Consider the following 12421-nt stretch of genomic DNA (forward strand, 5'->3'; position numbering starts at 1 on the left):
CGGGTTGCAGGCTTGCCTCCGGGAGCGCGCGGCGGCCCATTGAAGCGGCATTGCGGCCTCACCGAAGCTGAACGTGACGAGATGATCGCCTCTCACATGGGGCTCTGCGGGATCTGCCTGAAAGCCCCGGCCATCCATGTGGATCACTGCCACAAGACGGGTAGGGTCCGAGGCGTACTGTGCTTCAACTGCAATTCGGCCATCGGCAAGTTGGGAGATGACCCCGACGCCGTCCGTCGGGCCGCCGCTTACTTGGAAGGAATCGCGTGGAAGCCAACACTCGTAGCACCGGGCGTCTACCAGCTGCCTTCCTGACGCCTGGGTCGTCGTCCTTCATGGACTTTCTGTCCGAGCACCAGCCGGAGATGTTGCCCGGCAAGCGGCAACTGCCGCCCACCCAGGGCGTGATCGAGGCGCCGCACGGCACCACGATCGTCGGCGTCACGTTCCCTGGTGGTGTCGTACTCGCCGGTGACCGGCGAGCCACGATGGGCAATGTCATCGCGCAGCGGGACATCGAAAAGGTGTTCCCCGCGGACGAGTACTCGGCCGTCGGAATTGCCGGTACCGCCGGCCTCGCCGTCGAGATGGTCAAGCTGTTCCAGCTGGAGCTGGAGCACTTCGAGAAGGTCGAGGGTGCGCAGCTCTCCCTGGAGGGCAAGGCGAACCGCCTGTCGACCATGATCCGCTCCAACCTCGGCATGGCCATGCAGGGCCTGGCTGTGGTCCCTCTCTTCGCCGGTTTCGACGTGGACCGTGCGAAGGGCCGCATCTTCTCCTACGACGTGACGGGCGGTCGCTCCGAGGAGCACAACTTCGCCGCCACGGGTTCAGGGTCGATCTTCGCGCGCGGTGCCATGAAGAAGCTGTTCCGTGGCGACCTGACCGAGGCCGAGGCCACGACCCTTGTGGTGCAGGCCCTCTATGACGCGGCAGACGACGACTCGGCGACCGGTGGTCCCGATGTCGCCCGCCGGATCTATCCGATCGTCACCGTGATCACCGAGGACGGCTTCCGTCGGCTCACCGACGAGGAGTCCTCCGAGATCGCCCGCTCGATCCTGGAGCGGCGCCTCGAGCAGCCCGACGGCCCGCGGGCCGCGCTGCTGTAGCGGCGGCGGACTTCTGTTAGCAGGGTGATCCAGTGACTTCGACAGAAAGGGACGGATAACCGGTGTCGACGCCGTTCTATGTCTCACCCCAGCAGGCCATGGCCGACCGGGCGGAGTACGCCCGCAAGGGCATCGCCCGTGGCCGCAGCCTGGTCGTGCTGCAGTATGCCGACGGCATCGTGTTCGTCGGCGAGAACCCGTCCCGTGCGCTGCACAAGTTCAGCGAGATCTACGACCGGATCGGCTTCGCGGCCGCCGGCAAGTACAACGAGTACGAGAACCTCCGGATCGGCGGTGTGCGGTATGCCGATCTGCGTGGTTACACCTACGACCGTGACGACGTGACGGCCCGCGGTCTCGCCAACGTCTACGCCCAGACCCTGGGCACGATCTTCTCCAGTGCGGCCGAGAAGCCGTACGAGGTGGAGCTGGTCGTGGCGGAGGTCGGTGAGACGCCCGAGGGCGACCAGATCTATCGGCTGCCGCATGACGGTTCGATCGTGGACGAGCACGGCTCGGTCGCGGTCGGTGGTAACGCCGAGCAGATCAGCAGCTATCTCGATCAGCGTCACCAGGACGGCATGACGCTGGCCGAGGCGCTCACGCTGGCCGTTCAGGCCCTGTCCCGTGACACCAATGGCACACAGCGGGAGATTCCCGCCGAGCGCCTGGAGGTCGCGGTCCTGGACCGTACGCGTCCGCAGGCGCGCAAGTTCAGGCGCATTGTCGGCAGCCAGCTCTCCAGGTTGCTGGAGAGCGACGGTGCGGCCACCGAGGCGGAGAGCTCCGAGGAGGAGTAGTCCCGGCTCGCCTCAACCCCTTGGCCCCTTCTGTGCCCCGGTCGACGACACGGCCGGGGCGCAGGGCGTTCAGGAGCGGCTTGGCGGGGCCGTGGAGCCCCGTACGACCAATTCGACGGGGATGTCGCCTGCCTCGGGCGTTCGGCCCTCCAGGACCGCGAGCAGCGCTCGCATGCCCTGTTCGCCGAACAGCTCGGCGTCCAGGCGGACCGTCGTCAGTTCGGGGTCGAGCGCGGTGGCGAGGGCGAGGTCGTCGAGGCCGGTGACGGAGATGTCGTCGGGGACGCGCAGGCCGAGGCGGCGGGCGGCCTTGTAGGCGCCGGCCGCGAGCTTGTCGTCGTCGCACACCAGCGCCGTGGGCCGGGGTCCGGGTGCCGCCAGCGCTGCTTCGGCGGCGGTCAGGGCGTCCTCGATGGAGATCGGCGCACGGGTGGTTCGCACGGACGTGCCGGGGACTGTGCCGACCCGGGTGGCGAGTTCGCGCGCGCGTACCTCGAAGGTCCAGGACGCGATGTCGGCCGCCAGGTGCAGGAAGTGGCGGTGGCCGAGGGCCAGGAGGTGGTCGGCGACCTGGCGGACGCCGTCCGCGATGTCCAGGTTCACCGTCGCCGCGCCGAGGCTGCCCTCGGGGTCGCTGTCGAGCATCACCAGGGGCAGCTGGTCGCCGCGGATGGCGGTGAGGGCGTCGGCGGCCATGGAGGAGGCGATGACGCCGTCCAGGGCGGCTTGGGCGGAGGCGAAGGGGTCCCTGGCCGGGCCGATGCCTTCGGGGGAGGGGTAGAGGACGACGCCGAAGCCGTGGTCGGCGGCTACCCGGGCGGCGCCGGTGTAGACGCCCGCGAAGAACTCCGTCGTGAGGGCGGGGACGACGAGGAGGACGGTGCGGGTGCGTCCCAGGCGCAGGTTGCGGGCGGCGAGGTTGGGGCGGTAGCCGAGGTCGCGTGCGGCTTCTCGTACGCGTTCGGCTGTGGCCTCGGAGACGCGGCCGCGCCATTTGTCGCCGAGGACGAGGGAGACCGCGGCCTGGGAGACGCCGGCGGCCTGGGCGACGTCACGGCTGGTGGGGCGGGTGCTGCCTCGTGCCACCGTGGGCCTGCTCTTTCGTCTGGACTCGTGAACAGCGCACATGGTACGTATGAGAGAGGAAGTTATACGTAAAACTTCCGGCGGTGCGGGTGAGGGGAAGCGGACATGGCTGCGGGATACGTGGAGATCCTCCGGGCTAGGCACGCCGTGCGTCTGCTCGCGGGCACGCTCGTGGGGCGGTTGCCGTGTGCCGTCGCCGCGATCGCCATCGTGCTGTTCGTCCGTGCGGAGGGCGGCAGCTACAGCCTCGCGGGCGGGCTCGCCGCCGTGTACGGGGTCGCCAACGCAGTGGGGCAGCCGCTGCTGGGCCGGCTCGTGGACCACTACGGGCAGCCGCGTGTGCAGCTGCCCGCCGCGCTCGCGTCGGCGCTCGCCATGTCCGCCTTCGCCTTCACCGGCACGGATCCGCTGGGGCTCGCCTACGCGTGCGTGGCGCTCTCCGGACTGTTCACCCCGCCGCTGGAGGGTGGTCTGCGGGCGCTGTGGTCCTCGGTGCTGCGCAGCGAGGGTCAGGTGCAGACGGCGTACGCGATGGACGCTGTCGCTCAGGAAGTCCTGTTCACGGTCGGGCCGTTGCTGGTGACCCTGTGCGTGTCGCTGTGGTCGGCGCAGGTGGCGCTCGTGCTCGTGAATGTCGTCGGTGTGCTGGGCGCGGTGTCGGTGGTCGTGTCGCCGCCTTCGCGCGCGTGGCGTTCGGCGCCGCGCGAGGCGCACTGGCTCGGCGCGTTGCGCTCGCCCGGGCTGCTGGTGCTGCTCGGTGCGTTCCTGGCGGTGGGGATGGCGCTCGGCTCCATCGCGGTCGCCGCCGTCTCGTATGCCGACGGGCACGGTGGGGACGCGGTGTACGGGTGGCTGATGTCGGCCATCGGTCTCGGGGCGCTCGTCGGCGGTGCGGCGTACGGTGCGCGGCAGTGGAGTGGTCCGCCGGAGCGGCGACTGCGGGTGCTCGTGGCGCTTCTGGCGGTGTGTTACCTGCCGCTGACTCTGATGCCGGGTCCGGTGGCCATGACGGCGCTCGCGGGTGTCGCCGGTCTCTTCCTGGCGCCGTGCCTCGCCTGTGCGTTCGTGCTGGTCGACCGGCACGCGCCGCGTGGCACGGTCACCGAGGCGTTTTCCTGGATTGTGACGACGTTCACGGTGGGTTCGTCGGTGGGAACGGGCCTGGCGGGCCCGGTCGTCGAGTGGGGCGGGGCGGTGTGGGGCTTCGCCGTGCCGGGTGCCGCCGGGGCCGTGTCGCTGCTGGTTCTGCTGGCCACCGGGCGCGTCCTCGCAGCTCCCGGAGGGGGCGCGGTGGTTGCGGCTTCATCGGAAAATGATCCAAACCGTGCCGTCGAACCCCGTTTCAGCTCGGGGGATCGGGCGTAATGTTCACTCATGGACCGCCGCATTTTCGGGCTGGAGAACGAGTACGGCGTCACGTGTACGTTCAGGGGACAGCGGCGCCTGTCTCCCGACGAGGTGGCGCGGTACCTCTTCCGCCGTGTCGTGTCATGGGGCCGCAGCAGCAATGTCTTTCTGCGAAACGGCGCACGCCTCTATCTCGACGTGGGCTCACATCCGGAATACGCGACACCCGAATGTGACAACGTGACCGAACTGGTCACCCACGACAAGGCCGGCGAGCGCATTCTCGAAGGACTCCTGGTGGACGCCGAACGACGCCTGCACGAGGAAGGAATCGCGGGCGACGTCTACCTCTTCAAGAACAACACCGACTCGGCGGGCAACTCCTACGGCTGCCACGAGAACTATCTCGTCGCGCGCCACGGGGAGTTCTCCCGGCTCGCGGACATTCTCATTCCCTTCCTGGTCACAAGGCAGCTTCTGTGTGGTGCCGGCAAGGTGCTGCAGACCCCGCGTGGCGCGGTGTACTGCGTCAGTCAGCGGGCCGAGCACATCTGGGAGGGCGTCTCCTCGGCGACGACCCGCTCGAGGCCCATCATCAACACCCGCGACGAACCGCACGCGGACGCCGAGCGCTATCGCCGTCTGCACGTCATCGTGGGCGACTCGAACATGTCCGAGACGACCATGCTGCTCAAGGTCGGCGCCACCGACCTGGTGCTGCGCATGATCGAGGCGGGCACCGTGATGCGCGACCTGACGCTGGAGAACCCGATCCGGGCGATCCGCGAGGTCAGCCACGACATCACCGGTCGGCGCAAGGTGCGCCTGGCCAGTGGCCGCGAGGCCTCCGCCCTGGAGGTGCAGCGCGAGTACTACGAGAAGGCCGTGGACTTCTGTGAGCGCCGCGGCATCCGCACGGGCACCGTCGAGCAGGTCCTGGAGCTGTGGGGCCGCACGCTCGACGCGATCGAGGCCGAGGACCTCGACCGGATCGGCACCGAGATCGACTGGGTCATGAAGTACAAGCTCATCGAGCGGTACCGGGCCAAGCACAACATGACCATGTCGCATCCGCGGGTCGCGCAGATAGACCTCGCCTACCACGACATCCACCGCCGTCGTGGTCTCTACTACCTTCTCGAGAGGAAGGGTCAAGCCACCAGGATCTGCAACGACTTGAAGATCTTCGAGGGCAAGTCCGTTCCGCCGCAGACCACTCGGGCCCGGCTGCGCGGTGACTTCATTCGCAGGGCCCAGGAGCAGCGTCGGGACTTCACCGTCGACTGGGTGCACCTGAAGCTCAACGACCAGGCGCAGCGCACGGTGTTGTGCAAGGACCCGTTCCGTTCGGTGGACGACAGGGTGGAGAAGTTGATCGCCGGAATGTGAGCAATGCGTTTCGAGTGACGAACCGGAACGCAACACGGGCGCCGTACGTTTCCCGTACGGCGCCCTTCTCACGCCGTAGAGTTGCGCGCACGCCATCAACAAGATCGACCGATACGAGGCCTTAACCGTGCGCCGACGCTCCCTTCTCATCGCCGTACCCGCAGGACTGGTCACGCTCGCCGGATGCGGCGACGACAAGTCCGACTCCAGCGAGGCTAAGGCGAGCCCGTCGCCCTCCGCGTCGGCCACGTCCGCCGCGCCACCGCCGAAGATCGTCGACGGTCCGCTGCCGGCCATCACGGCGGGTACGAAGTTCGGTGAGAAGCCGACGATCGCCAAGGGCACCGGCGACCCGTCGAAGAACATGGCGGTCAGGACGGTCATCGCGGGCGGAGGCCAGACGGTCGCGGAGAACGACTACGTGCAGGCCCACTACGTCGGTCAGATCTGGAACACGGCGAAGGTCTTCGACAACTCCTACGACCGCAAGGCCCCCCTGGTCATCCAGCTCGCCCAGGGCAGCATCATCGACGGCTGGCGGTACGGCCTGACGGGCAAGAAGGCCGGCAGCCGCGTCGAGATGTCCGTCCCGCCGACCTGGGGGTACGGCACGGAGGGCAACTCGCAGGCGGGCATCAAGGGCACCGACACCCTGGTGTTCGTGGTGGACGTGCAGGCCACGTTCAACGGCAAGAGCTCTGCCAAGGGAGAGGACGTCGCGCAGAACGACGCGGCCCTGCCCAAGGTCGGCACCAACACCGACGGCGCGGCGCCCTCCATCGACATCCCCAAGAAGGACGCGCCGACCAAGCTGGTGGCGAACTACGTCATCGAGGGCGACGGAGACGTGGTCACTGCCAAGGACAGCGTGCTCGTGCAGTACAAGGGAGTGTTCTGGGACTCCGGCAAGGAGTTCGACTCGACGTACAGCCGCAAGGCGCTGACGTCGTTCGGGCTCTCGCAGGTCGTCAAGGGCTGGGCGCAGGGCCTGACGGGCAAGAAGGTCGGCAGCCGGGTCCTCATCGTCATCCCGCCGAAGCTGGGCTACGGCGACAAGCCGCCGGCCGGCAGCGGCATCAAGAAGGACTCCGTGCTGGTCTTCTCGGTCGACATCCTCGCCAAGATGTAACGGCCCGGTGATGTAAGACTGTGCGTGTTGCCTTTTCGCAGACAAGCAGGAGCTAGAGACGTGAGCATCGAGAAGCCCGAGATCGACTTCCCGGGCGGCGAGCCCCCGGCGGACCTCGAGATCAAGGACATCTGGGAGGGCGACGGCGCGGTGGCGCAGGCGGGCCAGACCGTCACCGTCCACTACGTGGGCGTTGCCTTCAGCACCGGCGAGGAGTTCGACGCCAGCTGGAACCGCGGTAACCCGTTCCGCTTCCCGCTCGGTGGCGGTCGTGTCATCAAGGGCTGGGACCAGGGCGTGCAGGGCATGAAGGTCGGCGGCCGTCGCCAGCTGACCATCCCCGCGCACCTCGCCTACGGCAACCAGAGCCCGACCCCGGCGATCAAGCCGGGCGAGACGCTGATCTTCGTGGTCGACCTCGTCGCCGTCTGACCGTCGGATCCGACCGGACCCGATCACCTGGGGCCCATGCCTGTCCGGGCATGGGCCCTCGGCTTTTGCACCGCCACTTCGGGGCGGTACGGTCAACGTCCGTAAGCACCATAGGGAGGCGAAGGGCGTCGATGGCCATTGCCAAGGCCGAGCGGCTGATGAACCTGGCGCTGTGTCTGCTCGGGACGCGGCGGCCGCTCAGCAAGCGCGAGCTGCGTGAGTCCATCGAGGCCTATCTGGAAGCCAACTCGGACGACTCCTTCAGCCGGATGTTCGAGCGCGACAAGGACGATCTGCGCGAACTCGGCCTGGTCATCGAGACCGTGGAGAACCTCGACGGTGAGATGGGCTATCTGGCCCGCCGTGACAGCAACCGCCTCCCGCCCGTCACTCTCGACGCCGAGGAGGCCGCCGCTCTCGGCCTGGCCGCGAAGGTCTGGCAGCAGGCTCGGCTCGCCGGTGCGGCCAGCGGTGCGCTGCAGAAGCTGCGCGCGGCCGGGATGCCCGAGGACGTGGACCCGTATGAGGCCCATGGGGCGTTGGAGCCGCGGATCCCGGTGCACGAGGCGGCGTTCGAGCCGCTGATGCTGGCCTGCCGCGACCGCCGCCCGGTCGTCTTCGACTACCGCAAGGCGACCGCCGCCCACCCCGAGCCCCGGCATGTCGAGCCGTGGGCGCTGGAGTGCTGGCGCGGCCACTGGTACCTGGCCGGCTGGGACCGCGACCGTGGCGCGGAGCGGGTGTTCCGGCTGTCCCGGATCACCGGCAAGGTGCGCAGCCGCAATGGCCTGTTCACCGCCGAGATTCCCGACGTGGTCACCGTCCGGGAGACCGTCGCGAGCTGGGCGGGGGAGACCGCCGACCGTTCCGCGCTGATCCGGCTGCGCTCGGGGGCGGGGTACCCCCTTCGGGCGAAGGCCACCGCGGTGCGGGAACTCGGCGACGGCTGGGACGAGTTGGAGATTCCGTACGGGCACGGGCTGGACGCCTGGCTGGTGGAGTTCGGGCCGGACGTGGTGGTGCTGGAGCCGGCCGAGCTGCGTGCGGACGTGGTCGACCGGCTGCGGGCCGTGGCCAAGGGCTGAGGGGGAGCGGACAACACTGTGGCAGGCAAACCGGTCAGGCCCGTCAACGCCATCGACCAGACCAGGCGGATGCTCTCCCTGGTGACGTATCTGAGGGAGCGGCCCGGGGCCCGGGTCGAGGACGTCGCGCGCGCCTTCGGCATCACCGAGGACGAGCTGGTCTCCGACCTCGACGTGCTGCCCATGTGCGGCACCAGCTTCCGCGGTGGCGACCTGCTCGACATCGACACCGACGGCGAGCGCATCTGGTGGCACAACCCCGACGACGTGGCGGAGCCGCTGAGGCTGGCCGCCGACGAGGCGACGGCCCTGCTGGTGGCCGCCCGCGCGGTGTCCACCCTGCCCGGGCTGCGGGAGAGCGACCGGCAGGCGCTGCTGCGGGCCAACGCGAAGCTGGAGGCGGCGGCCGGTGAGGCGGCGGGCGCCAGCTCCCGGCTGTCCGTGACCTTCGAGTCCGAGGGCGGTGTCTTCGCCGACGTCGACCGCGCGATCTCGGAGCGCCGCCGCCTGTGGATCCGCTACTACTCGCCCGCGCGTGACGAGCTCTCCGAGCGCGAGATCGACCCCATCCGGCTCGTCAGCGTCGGGCACACGTACGTGGAGGCCTGGTGCCGCCGCTCCGAGGCGCGCCGTACCTTCCGGCTGGACCGGGTCGCCGAGATCAGGATCCTGGACGAACCTTCCGCGCCGCCCGAGATCGAGCTGCGGGATCTGTCGGAGGCCCTGGTGCAGCCCGCCGCCGAGGACCCGGAGGTCGTCGTCGAGGTCGGCCCGGGCGGCCGCTGGGTCGCCGAGTACTACCCGCACGACAGTGCGGATGAGCTTGCCGACGGCGGGCTGCGTATCACCCTGCGGACCCCGGATCCGACGTCCCTGCGGCGGCTGGCGCTGCGCCTCGGGCGCGACGGCCGGATCGTCGCCCCGGGCGAGCTCGCCGACAGCGCCCGGCAGGCGGCCAGGGAGGCGCTAGCGGCGTACGACGGGGTCGCGGCGGGACCGCACGGAGGGCATGCGGTTCACGACGGGCAGTACGACAGGCAGGAGCAGGAGCTTTGAGCGAGTCGTCGGTGTCTGGTGTCCAGGACATGTCGGTGGCATCGGCCTTCGCCGGGATGAGAAGCGTGTCCCCGGTCGCCTTCAGAGCGGGCTGCCCGGACTGTCGCGGCAGCTTCGAACTCGCCGCCTGCGCCCTGCGCCTCGTCATCGGAGCCACGAGCCGCACCACCTTCTACTCCTTCACCTGCCCCGACTGCGGCTCCTCCGTCCGCAAGCCGGCGGGGGAGCGGATCGTCGAGCTGCTGACCGGCGGCGGGGTCAGGACCTTGCGGCTGCACTCCACCCTCTAGGCTCGGCCTCATGTTCTGGCCGATGTTCGCGGTAGCTGTGGGTTTCCTGGGTCTCGCCGTCCTCGGGGTGTTCGCTGTGCGTGTGTTCCTGGAAGCGCAGCGTCTCGGCAGGCAGGTGACGGACTCCGCGGCCCGTATCAACAGGGCCGCCGAGGACCTCGAGCGGGCGGCTGTGAGTACCGCCCGCGCTGTGGACTCCCTCTGAGGACTGCTGTGCGAGGCATGTGAGTCATGTGCCCCAGGCGGTTTGGGTCACTTCGACCTGTCACCCGGGCCACCCCGGCAGGTACGCTGCTGGTCGCGGCCCGGAGAACGAGGCCCGGACCGCGGACCGGGAGTACGCACGGGGATTGCCTGACGTTTACCCCTGAGCGTTACGATCGCTGTCATACGGTCGATCGGACAGTTGTCCGACCGGTCGGACAGCACCCCACCCCAGTTGCCTCGGTGAGAAGGTAAAGACTTATGTTCGGAAGGCTCGGCGCCCCCGAGATCATTCTCATCCTCGTCGTCGTCATCCTGCTGTTCGGCGCCAAGAAGCTTCCCGACATGGCGCGCTCGCTCGGCAAGTCCGCTCGCATCCTCAAGAGCGAGGCCAAGGCGATGAAGGATGAGGGCAGCAGCACGGCCACCCCGGCCGGCCCGCCCAACAACGACGAGCAGCCCCCGGCTCAGCGCACCATCCAGGCTTCCCCCGGCGACGTGACGAGCTCCCGCCCGGTCACCGAGCCCACGGACACCACCAAGCGCTGACGCAGGGCCGGACACCCCCGGCCTGCCGCATGAGATGAGGACGTGGGTTGCTCAAGTCTGCCCGCAAAGAGGAGAAGGATCCCGAGGGGAGGATGCCCCTCGCGGATCACCTTCGTGAGCTCCGCAACCGGCTCGCGAAGGCCATGCTGGCCATCATCGTCATCACGGCCGTGGCCGCCTTCTTCTACAACGACATCATCAACATCATCACCAAGCCGGTGCTGGACTCGGTGGGCTGCGGCAAGACGTTCGAGCAGCTGGCGAACTCGAACGAGAAGTCCCACCAGTGTGCGCAGATCACCATCAACGGTCTGCTCACGCCGTTCACGCTGGCGCTGAAGGTGTCCCTGATGGCCGGTGTGGTGCTGGCCTCTCCGATCTGGCTGTACCAGCTGTGGGCCTTCGTGGCGCCCGGCCTGCACCGGCACGAGCGCAAGTACGCCTACGCGTTCGTCGGCACCGGCGCCCCGCTGTTCTTCGGCGGCGCCTACTTCGCCTACCGGGTGCTCCCCACCACGGCGAAGGTCCTGATCGGCTTCACGCCGAAGGACGTCAACAACCTGCTGCCGCTTGACGATCTGCTCGACCTCGTCCTGCGCATGGTGCTCGTCTTCGGCCTCTCCTTCGAGCTGCCGCTGCTGCTGATCATGCTCAATCTCACCGGGGTGCTGAGCGGTAAGCGCATGCTCGGCTGGTGGCGCGGCATGATCATGGGCATCACGGTGTTCGCGGCGATCGCGACGCCGAGCACCGACCCGCTGACCATGCTGGCGCTCGCCGGACCGATCTGGGTGCTGTACTTCGGCGCGGTCGCCTTCTCGCTGACGAACGACCGGCGCAAGCGCCGCCGCGAGGCCGAGGGGCCGGACGACGACGAGGCCTCGGATCTGGACCTCACCCCCGAGGACATCGGCGAGATCGAGACGGTCTCCGCCAGCCGGGCGCTGCCCGAGCAGGCGAGCGGGGACCGGGTCAACGGTTATGACGACGTGACCTGACAAGCGGGCCGAGGCTCGTAGGGTCACTTCCGTGACCAGCGAGATCACCCTCTTCGTCAACCCCACCGCGGGCCGCGGCCGGGGCGCCCACGCGGCGCAGCCGGCCGCTTCCGCTTTGCGGGCGGCCGGTTTCGCGGTGCGCACGGTCTTCGGTGAGAACGCCGAGGACGCCCTCACGCGCGCGCGTGCCGCCGTCGCGGACGGCACCGGCGCCCTGGTCGCCGTCGGCGGCGACGGGATGCTGAACCTCGCCCTGCAGGCCGTCGCGGGCACCCGCACCCCGCTCGGCCTGGTCGCCGTGGGCACCGGCAACGACTTCGCGCGCACCCTCGGCCTTCCCCTGCGGGACCCGGCCGCCGCGGGCCGCGTGATCGCCGAGGCGCTCAAGGACGACCGGCTGCGGGACATCGACCTCGGACAGGCCGACGGCCACTGGTTCGGCGCCGTCCTCGCCTCCGGCTTCGACTCCCGCGTCAACGACCGCGGCAACCGCATGAGATGGCCCAAGGGCCGTCTCCGCTACGACCTCGCGATGCTCGCCGAACTCGCCGCCTTCCGGCCCTTCCCGTACCGGATCACGCTGGACGACGGCGCCGTCCAGGAGACCGAGGCGACCCTCGTGGCCGTCGGCAACGGGCCCTCGTACGGCGGCGGGATGAGGATCTGTCCGGGTGCCGACCTCACCGACGGCCTGTTCGACGTCACGGTGGTCGGGGACTGCGGCCGGGCCACGCTGCTCAAGGTGTTCCCCTCGGTGTACAAGGGGACCCACGTTGAGCACCCGAAGGTCACCGTGTTCCGGGCCGCGAAAGTGCAGCTCCAGGCCGAGGGCATCACCGGGTACGCGGACGGGGAGCGGCTCGGGCCGCTGCCGCTGACCGCGCGCTGCATACCGGGCGCGGTCCGGGTCGTAGGCCCTTGAACTGCGTAAAGCCCAGGTTTCA

At 69.2% G+C, this 12421-nt stretch carries 15 protein-coding genes; 14 read left to right on the forward strand and 1 reads right to left on the reverse strand.

Annotated features, from left to right (window positions below; translation table 11 throughout):
- Positions 1–96 precede the first annotated feature (96 nt).
- The 3 genes from OG303_RS39605 (at position 97) to prcA (ending at position 1912) form a co-directional block, all read left to right on the forward strand.
- The gene (locus OG303_RS39605; protein ID WP_405877696.1) at positions 97–315 is read left to right on the forward strand and encodes an endonuclease VII domain-containing protein; all 219 of its coding nucleotides are present in this window, start codon (positions 97–99) and stop codon (positions 313–315) included.
- A complete protein-coding gene (prcB, locus tag OG303_RS39610) occupies positions 267–1112 on the forward strand; it encodes a proteasome subunit beta (RefSeq protein ID WP_405874716.1) in 846 nt (281 codons plus the stop codon). The genes OG303_RS39605 and prcB overlap by 49 nt, the downstream gene beginning before the upstream one ends.
- Positions 1113–1174: 62 nt before the next feature.
- The gene (gene prcA / locus OG303_RS39615; protein WP_405874718.1) at positions 1175–1912 is read left to right on the forward strand and encodes a proteasome subunit alpha; all 738 of its coding nucleotides are present in this window, start codon (positions 1175–1177) and stop codon (positions 1910–1912) included.
- 69 nt (positions 1913–1981) lie between these two features.
- Here prcA and OG303_RS39620 read toward each other — a convergent pair whose 3' ends face one another.
- Positions 1982–2998 (reverse strand): LacI family DNA-binding transcriptional regulator, encoded by a 1017-nt coding sequence (locus OG303_RS39620; RefSeq protein WP_405874720.1) that lies wholly within the window; start codon positions 2996–2998, stop codon positions 1982–1984.
- 105 nt (positions 2999–3103) lie between these two features.
- On the opposite strand from OG303_RS39620, the gene OG303_RS39625 reads away from it, so the two are divergent.
- The 11 genes from OG303_RS39625 (at position 3104) to OG303_RS39675 (ending at position 12399) form a co-directional block, all read left to right on the forward strand.
- Positions 3104–4363 (forward strand): MFS transporter, encoded by a 1260-nt coding sequence (locus OG303_RS39625; RefSeq protein ID WP_405874722.1) that lies wholly within the window; start codon positions 3104–3106, stop codon positions 4361–4363.
- A gap of 9 nt (positions 4364–4372) precedes the next feature.
- Entirely contained in the window at positions 4373–5734 is a 1362-nt protein-coding gene (gene pafA / locus OG303_RS39630) for a Pup--protein ligase (RefSeq protein ID WP_340382033.1), read from the forward strand.
- Between the two features lie 127 nt (positions 5735–5861).
- Positions 5862–6863 (forward strand): FKBP-type peptidyl-prolyl cis-trans isomerase, encoded by a 1002-nt coding sequence (locus tag OG303_RS39635; RefSeq protein ID WP_405874723.1) that lies wholly within the window; start codon positions 5862–5864, stop codon positions 6861–6863.
- A 60-nt stretch (positions 6864–6923) separates the two neighbouring features.
- A complete protein-coding gene (locus OG303_RS39640) occupies positions 6924–7295 on the forward strand; it encodes an FKBP-type peptidyl-prolyl cis-trans isomerase (RefSeq protein WP_405874724.1) in 372 nt (123 codons plus the stop codon).
- A gap of 131 nt (positions 7296–7426) precedes the next feature.
- Positions 7427–8380 (forward strand): helix-turn-helix transcriptional regulator, encoded by a 954-nt coding sequence (locus OG303_RS39645; protein WP_405874726.1) that lies wholly within the window; start codon positions 7427–7429, stop codon positions 8378–8380.
- Positions 8381–8398: 18 nt separating this feature from the next.
- Positions 8399–9436, forward strand: a complete 1038-nt coding sequence (locus OG303_RS39650) for a helix-turn-helix transcriptional regulator (RefSeq protein ID WP_405874728.1) — start codon at positions 8399–8401, stop codon at positions 9434–9436.
- Positions 9433–9726, forward strand: coding sequence for a hypothetical protein (locus tag OG303_RS39655; protein ID WP_405874729.1), 294 nt, complete (start codon positions 9433–9435; stop codon positions 9724–9726). The genes OG303_RS39650 and OG303_RS39655 overlap by 4 nt, the downstream gene beginning before the upstream one ends.
- 10 nt (positions 9727–9736) lie before the next feature.
- Positions 9737–9931 carry a hypothetical protein gene (locus OG303_RS39660; RefSeq protein WP_405874731.1) on the forward strand — a complete coding sequence of 65 codons (195 nt, stop codon included), beginning with the start codon at positions 9737–9739 and terminating at the stop codon, positions 9929–9931.
- Positions 9932–10191: 260 nt separating this feature from the next.
- On the forward strand, positions 10192–10479 hold the full coding sequence (tatA, locus tag OG303_RS39665) for a Sec-independent protein translocase subunit TatA (RefSeq protein WP_405874733.1): 288 nt from the start codon (positions 10192–10194) through the stop codon (positions 10477–10479).
- Between the two features lie 47 nt (positions 10480–10526).
- Entirely contained in the window at positions 10527–11477 is a 951-nt protein-coding gene (tatC, locus tag OG303_RS39670) for a twin-arginine translocase subunit TatC (RefSeq protein WP_405874734.1), read from the forward strand.
- 31 nt (positions 11478–11508) lie between these two features.
- Entirely contained in the window at positions 11509–12399 is an 891-nt protein-coding gene (locus OG303_RS39675) for a diacylglycerol kinase (RefSeq protein ID WP_405874736.1), read from the forward strand.
- Positions 12400–12421: the final 22 nt, after the last annotated feature.

Source organism: Streptomyces sp. NBC_00005, from assembly GCF_045160215.1.
Classification (GTDB): domain Bacteria; phylum Actinomycetota; class Actinomycetes; order Streptomycetales; family Streptomycetaceae; genus Streptomyces.